Here is a 17262-nt window from a genome sequence, read left to right as displayed (position 1 = left end):
AAATCTTATTTTTTATCCTGCGGAGGGAACTCCGCAATTATCTTTTCTACAAACTCATTAATGCGTTCCTGCTTTTTCTCGCGGTTTTTAGTAAGCACGCCTGTACCCACACCCTGCCATACAAGCTCTTTTTTAGCAGTATCTATAACATCTATATACAGTGTACCTTCGGTATGGGTGCTTACGCTGTTATAGCCTCCGCCCCAGCCCCACGGGCCACCCCAGCCCCAGCCGGGTCCCCAGCCATAACCCCAGCCGCCGTAGCCGCCCCAGTTGTTTACGTTAACCTCTTTATTAGCCTTTGTAAAAATATTGACTAAAAAATCGGGCTTATCGCTTTTGGTAAAGCCTTTCTTGGCCATTTCGGCATCAATGGCGGTTAATATGCGTTTTTTATCCAGGTCGCTTATCTCAGCCTTGTCTACACCATCTTTAAGATAGCCATAGGTTTTAAATGTGGTAAAGTTAGCGGCTTCATCATAATCAGAATTTACCCTAACAGAGCTGCACGACACGGCAAATACCGTGGCAAGCAATAGTGGGAGCAGTTTTATAGCTTTCATAATCTCACAGTTAATTGTTTTTCTTTTTCTTAGCAATTTACATCATTGGCGCACACAATTAACCTTTGCAGGATTATGATTCCAATAGTGCGTCGTCTACAAGGTTGGGCAACGTTACCTGCAATAGCGGTTCGTGTTCCATAGCGCGTTTTATGGCAAAAACAGCGCCCTCATTACGCGCCCAGCTGCGGCGTGCAATACCGTTATTCACATCCCAGAAAAGCATTGATTCCAAGCGCCTTGATGCTTCTGTAGAACCATCAAGAACCATGCCGAAGCCACCATTTATAACTTCGCCCCAGCCCACACCGCCACCGTTGTGTATACTAACCCAGGTTGCCCCGCGGAAACTGTCGCCAATCACGTTGTGTATGGCCATATCGGCCGTAAAGCGCGAACCGTCATAAATATTGCTGGTTTCACGGTAAGGAGAGTCGGTACCGCTCACGTCGTGGTGGTCGCGGCCCAATACTATTGGCCCAACTTTACCCTCGGCAATAGCCTTATTAAATGCACGGGCTATATTAATGCGGCCTTCGGCATCGGCATATAAAATACGTGCCTGAGAGCCTACCACCAGCTTGTTTTCCTGTGCGCCCCTTATCCAGCGTATGTTATCTTCCATTTGCTGGCGAATTTCGGCAGGAGCCGTTTGTGCCATTTCTTCCAAAACTTCTGCCGCAAGGTTATCGGTAAACTGTAAGTCTTCCGGTTTGCCCGATGCACATACCCAGCGGAACGGACCAAAGCCAAAATCAAAACACATAGGCCCCATAATATCCTGCACATAGCTGGGGTATTTAAAGTCGATTCCGTTTGGCGCCATAACATCGGCCCCGGCACGCGATGCTTCTAAAAGGAAGGCGTTACCATAATCAAAGAAATACGTGCCTTTTGCCGTGTGCTTATTAATAGCGGCGGCCTGCCTGCGTAGCGACTCCTGTACCTTATCTTTAAACGCGGCCGGGTCGTTAGCCATTAATTCGTTTGATTCTTCTAACGACAAGCCAACCGGGTAATACCCACCCGCCCACGGGTTGTGTAGCGAGGTTTGGTCACTGCCCAGGTCTATATGTATATCTTCTGTATCAAAGCGTTCCCAAACGTCTACCACGTTGCCCTGGTAGGCTATAGATACTACTTCTTTATTTTGTTTTGCGGTGCGCACACGGGCTACAAGGGCATCCACATCGGTTACCACCTCGTCTACCCAGCCCTGGCTGTGGCGGGTATGTACCGCTTTAGGGTTCACTTCGGCACACACTGTTATACAGCCTGCAATGTTACCGGCCTTGGGCTGGGCGCCGCTCATGCCCCCCAATCCTGAAGTTACAAAAATCTTCCCAGCCCCACCTGACCTCCCCAAAGGGGAGGAATCTGACAGTACGGAAGCCCCCCCTTCGGGGGCGGGGGGGGCTATCTTTCTCAGCGCATTCAGCACCGTAATGGTAGTGCCGTGCACAATGCCCTGCGGGCCTATGTACATATAGCTGCCGGCCGTCATTTGCCCGTATTGCGATACACCCAGCGCATTGAATTTTTCCCAGTCGTCAGGCTTGCTGTAGTTGGGTATCATCATGCCATTTGTTACCACCACCCTTGGCGCCTCTTTGTGCGACGGAAACAGCCCCATAGGGTGCCCGCTGTACATAACCAGCGTTTGTTCGTCGGTCATTTCGGCAAGGTACTTCATGGTAAGGCGGTATTGCGCCCAGTTTTGGAACACCGCACCGTTGCCTCCGTATGTAATAAGTTCGTGCGGGTGCTGTGCCACGGCATAATCCAGGTTATTCTGAATCATGAGCATAATAGCCTTTGCCTGCTGGCTCATGCCCGGATATTCTTCTACAGGGCGGGCATACATTTTATAATCGGGCCTCAGGCGGTACATATAAATACGCCCATAATTTTCAAGCTCCTGGGTAAACTCTTTAACCAAAACGGCATGGTGCTGCGGCTCAAAATAGCGTAATGCATTGCGCAGTGCCAGCTTTTTCTCATCAGCCGATAAAATCTCCTTACGCTTGGGCGCATGGTTTATGGCCGGGTCATACGGTTTTGGCTGCGGCAGGATTGCCGGTATGCCTTCAAGTATCTGTTCGTGGAATGTCATTTTTTGTTTTAGTTTTTGTCGGCCTCACCCCCAACCCCTCTCCAAAGGAGAGGGGGGCAGCTACACTCGAATATTTTGATTACGAATTAGTAATATCTTTTTGTAGCATTGTTACCAAACTGTCTTCGGTTCCCGGCTCCCTCTCCTTTGGAGAGGGCTGGGGAGAGGCTTATCTGCCTGTTCGTTTATCATAGCCATACGGGCAGTGGCGGCAACCGCTTTTACAGCAATAGCCGCGTTTAAGGTGCCAGGCTTCGGTAAACACCTTGTAGCCTTCGGGCGAAAGGTAATAATCTTCGCCTTCTGTTAATTTATTTCCAAAAAATCCGCTGCTCATATTCGCAAATTTATAAACTTTGCACAAAATGATAGTAATAGCCTCTAAATATTTAGTCCCAAAGGGATATGCCGGTATGGCCATATTCCCTTTTATACTTGTGGGAGATAAAAACGACATAAACCCCACCTTCCTCAACCACGAGCGCATGCACCTGCGCCAGCAGCTCGAGCTACTTATTTTATTGTTTTACCTGTGGTATGTGCTGGAATATTTATTCCGCCTCATACAGTACAAAAACCACGACCTGGCTTACCGCAACATTAGCTTTGAGCGCGAGGCCTATGCTAACGAACGCAACCCCGACTACCTGACTACCAGAAGCTTCTGGCGATTTACAAAACACTTACGCACACAACGTTAAGCCAAAATTATTGCTACATTTGTTTTAGACAACCATAAAACAAAATCAATTATGTTAGTAAATCCCTGGGCCTATTTAGTGTCCACCCTTATTGTATTGCCCGTAGGCTTTGTGTGGTACAACCCTAAAGTTTTCGGCAGCATCTGGATGCGTGAAGCCGGCGTTAATGCCGATGCCGCAAAGAGCGCCAATATGTTTAAAATTTTCGGGCTAACCCTACTGTTTTCACTCATGGCAACCTTTATGCTGCAAACCATAGTAATACACCAGTTTGGCGCACTGAGCATGATAGGCGGCATGCCGTTTATTGAGAGTGCCAAACCCAGCTATGAAGCCTTTATGGGCGATTATCAGCACGCCTACCGCACGTTTAAGCACGGCGCACTCCACGGTTTTATGACAGCCTTGTTCCTGGCACTGCCCATAATTGGCACCAACTCGCTTTTTGAAATGAAAAGCTGGAAATACATTTTTATAAACGTAGGCTACTTTGCCGTATGCTTTACCCTGCAGGGCGGCATACTGTGTGCCTGGGAAAATTAATACCTTTACAGCCCTGTTTGTGTTTTGTCATGCTGAGCGGAGCTTCCGAAGTCGAAGCATCTCAACTTATTCGAGATTTAGATTTCTCCACTTCGCTGCGCTCCGGTCGAAATGACAAACAGGGCTTTATTATGGCACTACAAACCTCTTTTACAATTTACGCTTCCGCAGATGAACTCCCTGCGGATTGGGATACTTTGGCCAAAGCCAACATATTCCTTAGCCGGGCTTACCTGGGCGTATTGCAAACATCTGCGCCCGCAAACATGGAGTGCAGCTTCATTGGGCTGTTTGAGGGAAGTACACTTCGCGGCATTGCCCTGGCCCAGTACATAAACATAAGCAGTATTAATACCTATGTTGAAAACCAAAGCGGCTTTAGCCTGAAACACTACCTGTACAAAAAGTTTTCATCGCACGTGCTGATTATAGGCAACAATATGCTTACGGGCCAGAATGCCTATGTATTGGACGCTGATTTCCCTGAAACGGAAGCGCTAAAAATGCTGCTCAAAGCGCAACAGGAATTAAAACGCCAATACTGCAAACGGTGCATTTACATTAACCTGCTTACCATTAAGGATTTCAACTCGCAAGAGCTGCCCGATTTTAAAGCCGCTGGTTACAACGGGTACTTTAAATTTTGCACCCAGCCCAACATGATTTTTGACATCAAACCCAAATGGCAGGATATTGAAGGCTATTTACCTGACCTTAACACCAAGTACCGCACGCAATACAACCGCGCACGCAAAAAAGCCGAAGGTATAGAAAAACGCAAGCTTAATGCTGAAGAAATTGAGGCGCACGCCGCCTGCATACAACGCCTGTATTTAACCGTGGCAGGCAATGCATCATTCAACACGTTCCACCTGCCGGAAGGGCATTTTAAAGCATTTAAAGACGCCCTGGGCAACGATTTCCTGTTCTATGGGTACTTTATCGACGGGAAACTAATCGGCTTCAATACGCTCATAAAAAACGGTACTGATATGGATACCTATTTTTTAGGCTACGATGATGCCCTGCAAAAAGAAAAAATGCTGTACCTCAATATGCTGTATGACATGGTAGCTTATGCTATTAAGAAGCAGTTCAGGCATATAATCTTTGCCCGAAGCGCTATGGAAATTAAAAGCAGTGTTGGTGCCCGCGCCGAGGAAGTATACGGACTCATAAAGCACACCAACCCGCTTATCAACCTGTTTATGGGCAGGCTTTTTCAGTATTTTGACCCGGTTATAACATGGAAACCCCGCAGCCCGTTTAAGGGATAAGAGATGTACCCCAGAGATTCTCAGAGGCAGCCCAGAGATTCGCGAAGAATCAGAGGTTTACCTTCAGTATGAGAATACAGAGGGCAGTCAGCTCTGTGGCCTCGCGCTGAAAGCGCATCCTAAAAAACTCTTCTGAAAACTCTGTGTACCTCTGGGCTTCCTCTGAGAATCTCTGTGCTATAATTTAATGCCATAAAGAACGCAGTCCGTTTAAGGTATCGCCACGCGCATTTGCTTGTGCAGTATACGCACGTCAAGTTTGGTTTCCTCGCCGCAAAACTCACCATCTACCTGAAAGCTTGTGGGCTTATCTACGGTAATAACAGCCTGCTGTGTAGAAATTATCACCACGTCCTCGTCAGCATCAAGCGGCATATTGCCTGCCATTATCTTGCCTATCAGCAAAACATCAAGGCTTTTAAGTACTACTATTTCAAAAAAACCGTCATCGGGCTTACCCACAGGGTTTATGGTAACCCCGGTGCCATACTTTTGTGTATTGGCAATAACCACCATACGCGCAGGGGTTTGGGTAGTATTGCCATCGGCTTCAACAGTAACATGAAAAGGGTCGCCCAGCGTGGCCAGGGTGCTTATGGCTTTTAGCGCATAACTCAGTTTACCGCGCATGGTGCCTTCCTCATAGCGTTTTATCAGTTCGGCATTAGCGCCAATATCGGCCAAATGCAGGCTTTTTTTGTTGTTAATGCACACCATGTCCATCTCCATATAGTTGCCATGAAACGCCACTTTAAGTATCTCCTGCAAATCGGTTGGCAAATCCAGGTCAACCGAAAGCCCGTTAGCCGAACCCGCGGGCAGCACGCCTATAACCACATCATGGTGTTCCACCGCTTCGGCAGCCATTTTAATAGTGCCGTCGCCACCGGCAACCAGCAGGCGCGGGGTTTTATGTTCTTCATACAATTTTCTTATGTTCCCCTCATCATCTTTACCGGTAGTTTCATACTCTATCAGTTCAACACCTTCGTTGGCGGCATATTCGCGCACAGCATCTACCAGTTCGGCCTTATCATTGCCGCCGGAAATAGGGTTTATTACAAACAAAAACTTTTCAGAAGCCATTAACGTTCTTTTTGATTAAAAGTAGGTAAATTGTAAGATGTAATTTCTTATCAAATTTATAATTTTTCATGAAGCCAGTCTTAAAACTATACCGCGGCTATGCTAACGACCAGGAATTTATTGTGTTTGGGCACGTTTTTCGCCCCAACACGGCCGGCAGTTATGAATTTGAAAAGAAGCGCTTTAAAAACGCACGGTCAGTACTTAAAATGTTTTTGATAAAAACCATACCCAATGCCGATGTGTACCTGGAACACAACGGTATTAAAATTCACACCAAATCGCTGGATGACGGGTATTTTAAATTCTGTATCCCCCTTACCGAAGAATTTGCCTATGGCTGGGCCGATTATTATGTAAGCACATTTCATGATGGCGAAGAAATCAGGGAAAAGGGCACTTACATTCGCCCGCCCGAAGGCACCCTGGGCTTTATAAGCGATATAGACGACACTTTTTTGGTATCGCACACCCGTAACCTGTTTAAAAAACTGTACATATTGTTATTCCGAAACATAAACAGCCGCAAGATTTTTGCCGATGTAGTGCCCCACTACCAGGCACTGAGCACCGCAGGCCGAAACAAAAAAGACGAGCAGAATGCATTTTTTTACGTTTCCAGCAGCGAGTGGAACCTGTATAGCTTTATTACCAAATTTACGGCCAAACACGACTTGCCCCGTGCCGTACTGCTTTTAAAAGACATAAAAACCAGCCTGATGGATTTTTTTGTTACCGGCCGCGGCAACCACAACCATAAGTTTGACAAGATAAAACACATACTGGAGTTTTACCCGCACCTGCAATATACCCTGCTGGGCGATGACAGCCAGCACGACCCCTTTTTGTATGAAGACGTATGCAAGATTTTCCCGGTAACGGTTAAGGCGGTTTATATTCGCCAGACTGGGAAAAGCAAAAAAAGTAAGGCCCTTGTCGCGGTTAAAAATATTGAAAGCATGGGGGTTGCAACCTGTTATTTTAAAGACAGCAGCGAAGCTATTGCACACAGCAAACGCATAGGGCTAATACAATAGCATTAAGAAACCTTAAGAAAGTTTAGCGTTCCTTTAAGCAGGATTAATCTTATAAAGAGGTAATTTAGTTACTGATAAACAATTAAATAACCTATTTATGAAACGTGTAATAATGATTGCTGCCGTTGCCATGCTAAGCCTGACTTCGTGCAAAAACGATAAAGAAACCACCCCACCTGCAACACCGCCACCGGTAGAAGACCCGGCACCAAAACAGGTACCTGAGCCACAAACCCAAAGTACCACTACCACAACAACTACAACCACTACAACCGAAGAAAAGCCCAACGGCACATCGGTTAGTATTGGCGATGGTGGCGTGAGCATTAAAAGCAAGAATGGCGATAATGAAAATGATGTAACCATAAACCGAAAACAAACTACGGTTAAAGTAGAAAAGAAAACGGAATAAGAAAGCTGCTGAGCCCCTGAGCCAATTAGCTGCTAAGCAAAAAAAAGCCCCAATCTTGTAATTAGATTAGGGCTTTCTTTTTATGATTCAAGCTCTTCCTGAACCTGTTCCCATTCGAGCATCAGGTCGTCAAGGGCTTTCTTTTTATTTTCATAAGCGCTAAAGAATGAAGCATCGCTCATCAGCTTTTCAGGATGTTCCGCCAGTGCCCTGTCGTCTTTCTGAATTTCGCTTTCCAGCTGCTGTATCTGGCTTTCAATTTTGCTCAGGCGGTTTTGCAGCGTTTTGTTTTTCTTCTGGTCTTCAAAACTTTGCTGAGGTTTGGCTTTTTCCTGTTTTGCAGGCTGTGCCGGTGCAGCGGTTTTCTTTTCAACCTCACGCATATTTTGCATATTACGCTGCTCCAGGAAGAAGTTAATATCGCCCAGATATTCCCTTATTACATGGTCTTTAAACTCATATACAATGTTGCTCATGCCCTGCAGGAAATCCCTGTCGTGGCTCACAAGCAGCAACGTACCCTGGTATTTTTGCAACGCTGCCTTAAGCACATTCTTACTCTTAATATCAAGGTGGTTGGTAGGCTCATCCATTACCAGCACGTTTATGGGCTGTAATAATAGCTTACAAAGCGCAAGCCTGTTACGCTCGCCACCGCTTAATACCTTAACTTTCTTCTCCACATCATCCCCACGGAAAAGGAAAGCCCCAAGCATATCGCGCACTTTACTGCGGTTGGTATCGGTAGCTGCATTTTCCATAGTTTCAAGCAGCGTTATTTCACCGTCAAGGTGTTCTGCCTGGTTTTGTGCAAAATAACCCAACTGTACATTGTGGCCCAGTTTTATGGTGCCGGTGTAGTCAATTTCTTCTACAAGCGCTTTCATAAAGGTAGATTTGCCCTGGCCGTTCTGGCCCACAAAAGCAATCTTGCTGCCGCGTTCTACTAAAAGGCTTATATCTTTAAGGATAAGCTTATCGCCATATTTCTTGGTAACGTGCTCGGCTTCTACCACTACCCTGCCCGGCGTTTGCGATACAGGAAACGATATGTTCATTACCGAATTGTCGTCTTCGTCAACCTCTATACGCTCAACCTTATCCAGCTTCTTGATAAGCGACTGTGCCATGCTGGCCTTGCTGGCTTTGGCACGGAATTTCTCAATCAGCTTCTCGGTATGCTCAATGCTTTTTTGCTGGTTCTTTTGTGTAGCCAGCTGTTTTTCGCGTATTTCCTCACGCAACACTAAGTACTGGCTGTACGGTTTGGCAAAATCATAAGCCTTACCCAGTGAGATTTCAATAGTACGGTTGGTAACATTATCCAGGAACATTTTATCGTGCGATACAATAACCACCACTCCCGGATAGGTTTTAAGGAACGATTCCAGCCAGATGATACTTTCAATATCAAGGTGGTTGGTAGGTTCATCCAGCAGCAGTATATCATTGCTTTGCAGCAGGAGTTTTGCTAATTCAATCCTCATACGCCATCCTCCCGAAAAAGTATCGGTAAGCTTGTCAAAATCCTCGCGTTTAAAGCCAAGGCCAAGCAAAATACGTTCGGTATTACCCACATAGTTATAGCCACCCAAAATATCATAATGGTGGGTATAATCACTTAGGTCTTCTATCAGTTTAGAATAGGCTTCACTTTCGTAATCAGTACGCGTAACCAGTTGATGGTTTATATCCTCAATTTTAGCCTCAAGCGATTTGATTTCAACAAACGCCTGGTAGGCTTCATCCAGTACTGTTCGCCCGGGAATAAAGTCAATATCCTGGCGCAAAAAGCCTATCCTGGCATCTTTTTCAAAGGCAATAGTTCCGCTATCAGGCTGTATATCGCCCGAAAGTATTTTAAGCATGGTCGATTTCCCGGCGCCGTTCTTACCCACAAGGCCTACACGGTCTCCCGCACCCAGCCTGAAGGTAACTTCTTCAAACAGGTAGGTTCCGCCAAAAGAAACCGATAAATTATGTATGTTAAGCATTTTATAGCTGCTTTAAAAGAGTAACTTTGTAATATAATTTTGACTGCTGATGTTTAAAAAAGGATCTAAATTATACAGCATTGTAACCGGATGTTGCCCACGCTGCCACATGGAAAGCATGTATGTAGACAAAAATCCGTTTCACCTTGCGAAAATATATAAAATGCATGACAATTGCAGCCATTGCGGCCTTCATTATAAAATTGAGCCTGCATTTTTCTACGGCGCTATGTATGTAAGCTATGGCCTGGGCGTGGCCTTTAGCATTGCGGCATTTGTAATAAGCTTTGTTTTCTTTGAAACATCTATCGAAACAGCCTTTATAACTATTGTGGTAACGCTTATTGGGCTTATGCCCATACAAATGCGTATATCGCGAAACATATGGATCAATATTTTTATCAAATACCGAAAAGACTGGCGCGATATTAAGCACTAAAACGGTTCAGGTCTACTTCTTTCTTTACAGGGATATTATTTTCAATCTGGTCAAATAACATTTTAGCCATAGGCGGCCCAAGAATAACACCGCGTGTGCCCAAGCCATTTAGCAGGTGTATGTTTTTATATTGCGGATGCGTACCCACAAGCGCTTTCCTGTCTTTAACTGTGGGGCGAATACCCGCCAGCTGGCCTATAACTTCATACGGGCAGGTTATTAGCTCCTCAAGCTTCTCTACAAGTTCAGCACGGGCAGCGGCTGTAGGAATAGTGGTTTTATCGTCCCATTCATAAGTAGCCCCAACTTTAAATATGCCATCGCCAAAAGGCAACACAAAAACACTGCCTTTTGCTATAAAGTTAATATCCAATCCGGGCGCTTTAATAATAAGAATTTCGCCTTTAGTACCATTAAGCGGAAGCTGATTAAAATACGGGTTAGCCTTTATGCCGTAGCCCTCTGCAAAAACAATGTGTTTTGCATTGATACCTCTATAAGAAACAAAACCGTCATGAATTTGTAGATCAGCGTGAATAAAAGTTTCCTGTAATAAAGATTCTTCCTTTTTAAGATAAGAAAGATAACCGTTTAATAGCCTGGTAGTATCCATAAAACCGGTGTGCAATACTTCTCCAAAACCATAAGGCGCATCTACACCCTCAAATTGCTTATGGATAATTTGTGTGGACAGAAACGCGGTTAACGATGGCTTATCAGCAGCGGCAAACCAGTTGTTTTGTTCTTCAACACCTGCAAACCTCCTGTAAACCGGTACAGGGTTATTAAATACAACCCCTATCCTTTCTTCAACCTGCTTGTAAAAAGGCGCCATATAATCCATGTGCTCCTGGGCATCCTGGGTAATATTAAGCCTTTTTAAAACCACCGGGTTATAAACCCCGGCCGCAACCGTACTTGAATTCTGAGAATCATCTGTAATCAGCACCACCGCTTTACCGGCCTGTAAAGCTATTTCTGCAAAGCAAATACCGGCAAGGCCACCACCCACTATTATGTAATCTTTCATGGGTATAAAAATAAAAAAACTCTTACCGTAATGGTAAGAGTTTTTCATATTTTAAAGGGATACCAATTAGTAGTTCCACATATCTTGCTCAAAGTTGCGTATTTTATCTTTAACACGCTCTGCTTCAAGAAGCTGCATTTGTGAATTATCCCTCATGTATTCTTCAATAAGCCTGTCGCCCATTACGTTCTCTTCTTTTACAATAGTGCCCGAAAAGCGCCTTGAGTTAAGAAGGTGGTCAAAAGTGATAGGCATTGCAGAGTTACGCTCGTTGAAAGCTTTCGCTTTGTGAAGCACATCCCTTGCACCAGGATAAAACACCCAAAACAGTTCAACTGCTTCAGCGCCCTCACCACTCCTAAGTTTATCAAGAGCACTTGGAGCCATAGGACATATACCAAGTATGCGGTATTTAAGTTCACCCTGACGCTTATCAAAATACCAAATACCCATAACTTTATATTTAGTAACATCAGAAGGCTGTAAAATACTGGTATCATAATGTTCTGCATTAATGATACCTTCAGCCTCAAGCTGTGCTAAATCTTTGTCCGGATATTGGTTTTTAAGGTCAATACCACTACCATTCAATTCTTTAAAGAAAAACTTATCCTTTACATTTTCTGGCGGAACTTTAGTAGTGAAGTATGAATCTTCATACACTTCTGTAAGCTTACCACTATCCATAGCTGCAGTCAACACACCAAATAGCGACTGTCTTTCGTCTCCTAGGTGGCTATCTTCAGTAGGAAAGTACATAGGAAAATTGATGCGTTGGTCAAGATCGACAACTTCCCATACCCTTTTGGCAAACAACATATCCCTGTCACCCACATAGCCATACGGAAGTGGCTTATCATAATCCAGCGAATCCTGTGCTGCAGTTTTTTTGCCTATCTCGTCAGGAGTTTTTGCATTAAGTATATTAGATTGGGCATTAACCCCTATAACTCCCGCAAAAAGCAAAGAAACTGATAAAAAAATCTTCCTATTCATTAGCTCAAAGTATTATTAAATAATAAACGCGTACTTTAATTTATTATTGCACTTCCCATGCAAAAGGAGCAGAACCTTTAACAGTATAACCCGGAACTCCGATAAGAGTACATTTTACATTGTTAATAGTAATCACGTCACCCCTTTTAGCCTTATTTATAAGAGCCTGGGCAGCACCGTTAAATTTATCACCTTGTACAACAAGTGTAGAACTACCAGGTACAGAAAGTTCAAAAGAAGTAACCTGAGTCTTAACATCAAAAACAAAGTCAGGGAATGCAACCCTTATCGTAGAGTTAAGAAGGTCGTTCTTATTACCTTTACCACTGTTGATTTTACCCCTAAGTTCTGCAACCGGAGCCGGAATAGGCCTAACATTAAATTCTTTAACCGATGTAGCCGTCTTACCACCAGGTAGCTTAGCCGTTACACTGATTTTTGCTTTATCACCAGAAACAGAAGTTACGTTCCAGTTATATTTACCATCACCTGACTTTTTCCATGCACCAGGTGCAGTTGCACTAACATCATTAGCAGATACACCTGCAAATGAAACTGTCATTGGGTTGTCAACACCACGGTAAACAGAGTTCATCTTATCCGCAGATATTGTAGCATCTTTAGGCTGTGGCACAACAACATATTGTCCTTTAATTGGAATAGTAATGTCTTTACCACTTTCTTTAAATACAAAGTTACCATTGATTTCATGCTCACCAATAGAACCCGCACCAATTTTAAGAACAGCCTGACCATTCTCCATTGATACAGAACCACCATTTACGCTAACTGAAGTAGGTACTGTTTTTGCATCATAACGACCAAGAACAACTTTACCTGTAACAGCTTCACCCTGGAAATAAGCATTTTTATCAAGAACCACAATAGCAGCATAATTGCTATATGAAGCCGCATCTTCTGCAGCTTTACCAAGTGCGGCACTGTAAATAGCTGCCTCAATAGTTTCAACATCATTCTGCATTGCAGAAAGTTTAGTCAAAGAGGCAATAGCAGGGAAACCTTTATAATGATAATCAAGGAACTTTTTAGTTACACCTTCACGGTCTTTAACATCTGCAGTAGCAAACTTAGCATTTACATCCCTTATAACACTTACAAATTTAGGATTACCGGCAAGCAATGCAGCCATTTCTGTCCTGTATTTATCAATAGCAGCAACAACTTCCTGACCTTTCTTAGAATAGCCGTCTCCGCTAAACCAAGTTTCGTCAATCTTATCACCTTTATCCATCGCCTCATAAGGCAATTTACCATCAACTTTTTCGATTTCTTTTGTTATATCAACCTTTAGAGATTCGATATAGGCATAAAAATCAGCCGAAACTTTTTGCACTTGGTCAGCAACCTTTTTTGCCTCACCATATTGAGCAGCATTTTCACCTGCCTTAGAAGCAAGAGTAGCATACAAAGCTTCGTTGTTTGATTGAGCATCTTTGTTTGAAGATTCAAACTTCTCATTCATAAGGCCAAAAGCAGATAGTACCTCTTTTGACATATTTAAGGCCATCATAGCGATGAAAACCAGGTACATCAGGTTCACCATCTTTTGCCTTGGGGTTAATTTTCCTCCAGCCATTTCTAATTAGTCTTTCTTGTTTTTTAGTTATATAATAAGGATACTAATTAGCTAATTAAGCCCTGTTACCCATTGCAGAAAGCATACCGCCATAAACGCTGTTAAGCTGAGCGATATTCTTAGTCATAGCAGACATTTCCTGTTGTAGTTTAGAAGCGTTTTCAGCTATTTCCCTGTTAGCAGCAGCATTACGCTCAGCGCTGTCAAGCTGAACTTTGTAAAGGCCGTTAAGGGCTTCCATTTGCTGGGCAGCTGAAGTCATTTCTTCGCTGTATTTTTTAGTTGAAGCAACTGCGTCTACTGTAGGAGCGATACCTTTTGCAGCAGATTCGAAGTTTTTGATGCTGCTACCAAGGCTTGCCATAAGCTCACCATCGATTTTAGCTTCTTTAAGCAGGTTGTCAAGTTTTTGAGAAAGCAGACCCTGAGCTTCAGTAGGATTTTCTTTTTTAGCAACTGCTTTTTTCTCTTTAGCCTCGCCACCTGCAAGTTCAGGGTAAACTAAAGACCAGTCAAGCTCTTTGTGAATTGGTTCAAAAGCAGAAAGAGCAAAAATGAACGCCTCAGTACCAAGACCGGCAATAAGCATCTCACTTGCGCCCGGCCAGTGCATCAATTTAAAAAGTGCTCCAATAATTACAACCGCAGCTCCAAGACCATAGGCCATGTTCATAACTCTTTGTGGTAGTGCCATAATAAAATAAAATTTAGTTTTTAGTTAAGTTAATTAATTTTAAATATTCAAAAAATAAATTTGAGTTGGTTACTCTCGATTAAAATTATTGTGAATTACCTGCCGTTAGCAGTATTTTGTGTACCCATGTAATCCTGAACTGTCCTGAAACCTATGTAGCTCCTTGCAGAGTCTGCATATTCCCAGTCACGTGTACTAACCTGAAGGAAATAAGAAACATCTTTCCAAGAACCACCACGGATTACTTTACGCTTGTTTGCTGCCTCAGAAGCGTTAGGGTTCATTGTAGAAACATACTCATAAGAGTTAGCATCATAAGAAGAATCTGTCCACTCAGATACGTTACCCGACATATTAAACAGGTTGTAGCCGTTAGGATCAAAAGATTCTGCCTCCACTGTATAAAGGGCACCGTCTGCCGCATAGTCTCCACGGTTTGGCTTAAAGTTAGCAAGGAAACAACCTGTATCATTTTTAGAGTAAGGACCACCCCAAGGATAAGTTGCTGATTGCAGGCCACCACGTGCAGCATATTCCCACTCCGCTTCAGTTGGAAGACGGAAAGAGTTTACAAACTGCCTTTTCTTTTCTTTTTGGTAAGCGTTTTTATTAAGAGTCCTCCATGCACAAAATGCTTTTGCCTGCTTCCAGTTAACACCCACTACAGGATATTCGCCGTAAGCGTCATGCCAAAAGTAATCGTTATGCATTGGCTCATTGTAAGAATAAGCAAAGTCTTTAATCCAGGCAGTAGTATCAGGATAAACCGCTACCGGTTCTGTTTTAAGATACTTACTCCTTTTAGTCCTGCTGATACCCGTAGTCTTATCTTTGGCAGCAGCATCTATATCCATCCAGGTGTATTTAAACACAAGCTTAGTTACATCTATAGTCCTTAACCCATTGTATGATTCAGACTCAGGAAGATACATAGAGTCCATAACTTCTACATAATACTCATCAGGATATTTCTGAACATCCTTAATAAGTTTAGGCTTGTGGTTAAGCTTGCGGCCGGCATACATATCATCATCTGTACCAAGGCTCCAGTAGTTTTCTTCCATATAAGTATCATACGGAGATTTCTCTTCACCTTCTGTAGACTGATCTTTAAAGGCATACTCGCCTATACCACCGCTACCCGGGGTTTGCCCCTGCTCATCAGCAAGAATAGCAAGCCTTGTCCTGATAGTAGAATCTTTAACCCACTCTATGAACTGGCGATACTCGCTGTTAGTAATCTCTGTCTCATCCATGTAAAACGAACGAACAGTAACCGTTTTTGTAGGAGCGTCCTGCACATTAGCCAAATCCTCGTCAGACTTACCCATAATGTAAGCGCCACCCGGAACCAGAGCCATACCATAAGGCTTCTCCGGCCTCCACTTCTTTCCTTTAACACCTACCAGTTCCCCACGATCACTGGAACCACAGCTGATTAGTAAAGATAAAGTTGCTGTTAATGCAATGAACTTCTTCATAAATTTGGGTTATTAATGTAATTCTATTTTAAGGGCGTAAACCTATTTATTTATTTTGAAAAAAACAATTTTTTTAAAGAAAAAACCAACCTTTCCTGAAATTATTTGATAAGACGGTCAAAAACAGGCATTTTTTGTAACAATACCGTTAAATAATGTTTTTTCTTTGAGCTTTCCACAATCTCTCCGGCACCTCGTCATTACACGCGCTCAGGTAATCTTTATAACTACACGGTAATAACGCAGCCTTTTTCAATTTAGTATTGACGCCGGGCGCCTGTAACTCCATCCACCACCGCTCAGTCTTGTCGCTTTTATAGAAAATAAGCTCTTCTTCTTCGCCGGTTACGATGTACTTTATATAATGCTCGCGGCTGCCGAACGGATATTCATTGCTCCTGTAATTAACCCCCTCTATAAAATACCACAATATTTGTGCTACCAACCCCGCTTCCTGACGGGTATCTGAGTGGTTAAACACACCAAAAGAAGTAACCTTGTCACTTATCCCGGCGTACCGCGCTAAAATACAAATTTCTTTGCCATCAAAACCATTTGGGATAAATTTAACAATATTTCCTGAATCACCTGATTTTACTACACCCAAATCAATGCTTACAAGGTCTGCATCACGCATTACAGGTTCAGCAAGGGTAGTATCGTTGCAAACTTCACCCAAACGATAGGCGTCAAAGTATAATTTTTCAATTAAATCTATCTCTTCCTGTGGGTTATAATACGTTTGATACCCAAGGTTTGTGTAGCTAAACATATTATGTGGCTCATCCATTATCATAGAAGTAAGGTATGACGAAGCTGAAATTTCATCATTTCCCTTACCAAAATCAAAACGGCTGTCAACAGACACCACGTTTACCATTTGCTCAAGGACGTCATACCCCCTGTAAATGGCATAAGTAAGGTCTTGCGACCCTCCCAGCACTACAAGGAGCACACGTTGCTTTATAAGAGCCGCAGCAATGCTTTTTACCGCATAATAGGTATCCTGCAAAGATGCCCCTTCTTTAATATTGCCTAAATCAACAACAGGAACGTGCCAGTTGCCCGGATAAAGGCTGTAAAACTCTTTACGAATGTAGTTAAGGTGCACATGTGGCCTTTCTTCATCAAGCCCACGGTTTTCAAAAACACCTATAATTGCTATACTGCCGGCTTCAAACTCCGGAAAATTATCTTCGGTATGAAAAACAGTTTTCCTGCCCAGCGCCTGTTCCGGCAGGGCGGTTATATATTCATACAGCGTATTTTCAACAGGTTGTAAAAATTCTAAACCCATGT

17 protein-coding genes are annotated in these 17262 nt (G+C 43.4%); 6 read left to right on the top strand and 11 right to left on the bottom strand.

Annotation, left to right across the window (positions count from 1 at the left end):
* Positions 1–5: 5 nt before the first annotated feature.
* The 3 genes from AM279_RS18440 to AM279_RS20715 all read right to left on the bottom strand — a co-directional run bounded on the left by AM279_RS18440 (position 6) and on the right by AM279_RS20715 (position 3013).
* Entirely contained in the window at positions 6–563 is a 558-nt protein-coding gene (locus tag AM279_RS18440; protein WP_054409521.1) for a DUF4136 domain-containing protein, read from the bottom strand.
* A gap of 73 nt (positions 564–636) precedes the next feature.
* Positions 637–2676 (bottom strand): urocanate hydratase, encoded by a 2040-nt coding sequence (locus AM279_RS18435; RefSeq protein ID WP_054409520.1) that lies wholly within the window; start codon positions 2674–2676, stop codon positions 637–639.
* A 169-nt stretch (positions 2677–2845) separates the two neighbouring features.
* Positions 2846–3013 carry a DUF5522 domain-containing protein gene (locus tag AM279_RS20715; RefSeq protein WP_160316465.1) on the bottom strand — a complete coding sequence of 56 codons (168 nt, stop codon included), beginning with the start codon at positions 3011–3013 and terminating at the stop codon, positions 2846–2848.
* Positions 3014–3044: 31 nt separating this feature from the next.
* Here AM279_RS20715 and AM279_RS18430 point away from each other — a divergent pair, with 31 nt between their 5' ends.
* The 3 genes from AM279_RS18430 (at position 3045) to AM279_RS18420 (ending at position 5197) form a co-directional block, all read left to right on the top strand.
* A complete protein-coding gene (locus AM279_RS18430) occupies positions 3045–3377 on the top strand; it encodes a hypothetical protein (RefSeq protein ID WP_054410410.1) in 333 nt (110 codons plus the stop codon).
* A 51-nt stretch (positions 3378–3428) separates the two neighbouring features.
* Complete coding sequence (locus tag AM279_RS18425; protein WP_054409519.1) at positions 3429–3920, top strand: DUF1761 domain-containing protein; 492 nt, start codon at positions 3429–3431, stop codon at positions 3918–3920.
* A 131-nt stretch (positions 3921–4051) separates the two neighbouring features.
* Positions 4052–5197 carry a GNAT family N-acetyltransferase gene (locus tag AM279_RS18420; protein ID WP_054409518.1) on the top strand — a complete coding sequence of 382 codons (1146 nt, stop codon included), beginning with the start codon at positions 4052–4054 and terminating at the stop codon, positions 5195–5197.
* Between the two features lie 210 nt (positions 5198–5407).
* On the opposite strand, the gene AM279_RS18415 is transcribed toward AM279_RS18420, so the two are convergent.
* Positions 5408–6283, bottom strand: coding sequence for a diacylglycerol/lipid kinase family protein (locus tag AM279_RS18415; RefSeq protein ID WP_054409517.1), 876 nt, complete (start codon positions 6281–6283; stop codon positions 5408–5410).
* Between the two features lie 68 nt (positions 6284–6351).
* On the opposite strand from AM279_RS18415, the gene AM279_RS18410 reads away from it, so the two are divergent.
* Together AM279_RS18410 and AM279_RS18405 are read left to right on the top strand one after the other, a co-directional pair.
* Complete coding sequence (locus AM279_RS18410; protein ID WP_054409516.1) at positions 6352–7320, top strand: App1 family protein; 969 nt, start codon at positions 6352–6354, stop codon at positions 7318–7320.
* Between the two features lie 97 nt (positions 7321–7417).
* Positions 7418–7732 carry a hypothetical protein gene (locus AM279_RS18405; protein WP_074961398.1) on the top strand — a complete coding sequence of 105 codons (315 nt, stop codon included), beginning with the start codon at positions 7418–7420 and terminating at the stop codon, positions 7730–7732.
* A gap of 80 nt (positions 7733–7812) precedes the next feature.
* Here AM279_RS18405 and AM279_RS18400 read toward each other — a convergent pair whose 3' ends face one another.
* On the bottom strand, positions 7813–9726 hold the full coding sequence (locus AM279_RS18400) for an ABC-F family ATP-binding cassette domain-containing protein (protein ID WP_054409514.1): 1914 nt from the start codon (positions 9724–9726) through the stop codon (positions 7813–7815).
* 49 nt (positions 9727–9775) lie between these two features.
* On the opposite strand from AM279_RS18400, the gene AM279_RS18395 reads away from it, so the two are divergent.
* Positions 9776–10165 carry a DUF983 domain-containing protein gene (locus AM279_RS18395; RefSeq protein ID WP_054409513.1) on the top strand — a complete coding sequence of 130 codons (390 nt, stop codon included), beginning with the start codon at positions 9776–9778 and terminating at the stop codon, positions 10163–10165.
* Here the strand turns inward: AM279_RS18395 and AM279_RS18390 are convergent.
* From AM279_RS18390 to AM279_RS18365, 6 genes are all read right to left on the bottom strand, one after another.
* Positions 10155–11195, bottom strand: coding sequence for an NAD(P)/FAD-dependent oxidoreductase (locus AM279_RS18390; protein WP_054410408.1), 1041 nt, complete (start codon positions 11193–11195; stop codon positions 10155–10157). The two genes, AM279_RS18395 and AM279_RS18390, sit on opposite strands and share 11 nt — an antisense overlap.
* A gap of 66 nt (positions 11196–11261) precedes the next feature.
* Complete coding sequence (gene porN, locus AM279_RS18385) at positions 11262–12191, bottom strand: type IX secretion system ring subunit PorN/GldN (RefSeq protein WP_054409512.1); 930 nt, start codon at positions 12189–12191, stop codon at positions 11262–11264.
* A gap of 43 nt (positions 12192–12234) precedes the next feature.
* A complete protein-coding gene (gene porM, locus AM279_RS18380; protein ID WP_054409511.1) occupies positions 12235–13788 on the bottom strand; it encodes a type IX secretion system motor protein PorM/GldM in 1554 nt (517 codons plus the stop codon).
* A 55-nt stretch (positions 13789–13843) separates the two neighbouring features.
* A complete protein-coding gene (porL, locus tag AM279_RS18375; RefSeq protein WP_054409510.1) occupies positions 13844–14482 on the bottom strand; it encodes a type IX secretion system motor protein PorL/GldL in 639 nt (212 codons plus the stop codon).
* Between the two features lie 95 nt (positions 14483–14577).
* Complete coding sequence (gene porK / locus AM279_RS18370) at positions 14578–15963, bottom strand: T9SS ring complex lipoprotein PorK/GldK (RefSeq protein ID WP_054409509.1); 1386 nt, start codon at positions 15961–15963, stop codon at positions 14578–14580.
* A 148-nt stretch (positions 15964–16111) separates the two neighbouring features.
* Positions 16112–17260 carry a formimidoylglutamase gene (locus tag AM279_RS18365; protein ID WP_054409508.1) on the bottom strand — a complete coding sequence of 383 codons (1149 nt, stop codon included), beginning with the start codon at positions 17258–17260 and terminating at the stop codon, positions 16112–16114.
* Between the last annotated feature and the right edge of the window lie 2 nt (positions 17261–17262).

It is taken from the genome of Flavobacterium akiainvivens (assembly GCF_001278115.1).
GTDB classification, from domain to species: domain Bacteria; phylum Bacteroidota; class Bacteroidia; order Flavobacteriales; family Flavobacteriaceae; genus Flavobacterium; species Flavobacterium akiainvivens.
Note: the sequence above shows the minus strand (reverse complement) of the source record. Positions and strands in the feature narration are given on the sequence as shown.

What these genes read in the sequence shown, in the direction of transcription:
- AM279_RS18410 (WP_054409516.1), top strand. Translation starts at nt 6,352, where the DNA reads ATGAAGCCAGTCTTAAAACTATACCGCGGCTATGCTAACGACCAGGAA.
- AM279_RS18435 (WP_054409520.1), bottom strand. Translation starts at nt 2,676, where the DNA reads ATGACATTCCACGAACAGATACTTGAAGGCATACCGGCAATCCTGCCG.
- AM279_RS18405 (WP_074961398.1), top strand. Translation starts at nt 7,418, where the DNA reads ATGAAACGTGTAATAATGATTGCTGCCGTTGCCATGCTAAGCCTGACT.
- AM279_RS18395 (WP_054409513.1), top strand. Translation starts at nt 9,776, where the DNA reads ATGTTTAAAAAAGGATCTAAATTATACAGCATTGTAACCGGATGTTGC.
- AM279_RS18440 (WP_054409521.1), bottom strand. Translation starts at nt 563, where the DNA reads ATGAAAGCTATAAAACTGCTCCCACTATTGCTTGCCACGGTATTTGCC.
- porK (WP_054409509.1), bottom strand. Translation starts at nt 15,963, where the DNA reads ATGAAGAAGTTCATTGCATTAACAGCAACTTTATCTTTACTAATCAGC.
- AM279_RS18365 (WP_054409508.1), bottom strand. Translation starts at nt 17,260, where the DNA reads ATGGGTTTAGAATTTTTACAACCTGTTGAAAATACGCTGTATGAATAT.
- AM279_RS18400 (WP_054409514.1), bottom strand. Translation starts at nt 9,726, where the DNA reads ATGCTTAACATACATAATTTATCGGTTTCTTTTGGCGGAACCTACCTG.
- AM279_RS20715 (WP_160316465.1), bottom strand. Translation starts at nt 3,013, where the DNA reads ATGAGCAGCGGATTTTTTGGAAATAAATTAACAGAAGGCGAAGATTAT.
- porN (WP_054409512.1), bottom strand. Translation starts at nt 12,191, where the DNA reads ATGAATAGGAAGATTTTTTTATCAGTTTCTTTGCTTTTTGCGGGAGTT.
- porL (WP_054409510.1), bottom strand. Translation starts at nt 14,482, where the DNA reads ATGGCACTACCACAAAGAGTTATGAACATGGCCTATGGTCTTGGAGCT.
- porM (WP_054409511.1), bottom strand. Translation starts at nt 13,788, where the DNA reads ATGGCTGGAGGAAAATTAACCCCAAGGCAAAAGATGGTGAACCTGATG.
- AM279_RS18415 (WP_054409517.1), bottom strand. Translation starts at nt 6,283, where the DNA reads ATGGCTTCTGAAAAGTTTTTGTTTGTAATAAACCCTATTTCCGGCGGC.
- AM279_RS18390 (WP_054410408.1), bottom strand. Translation starts at nt 11,195, where the DNA reads ATGAAAGATTACATAATAGTGGGTGGTGGCCTTGCCGGTATTTGCTTT.
- AM279_RS18425 (WP_054409519.1), top strand. Translation starts at nt 3,429, where the DNA reads ATGTTAGTAAATCCCTGGGCCTATTTAGTGTCCACCCTTATTGTATTG.
- AM279_RS18420 (WP_054409518.1), top strand. Translation starts at nt 4,052, where the DNA reads ATGGCACTACAAACCTCTTTTACAATTTACGCTTCCGCAGATGAACTC.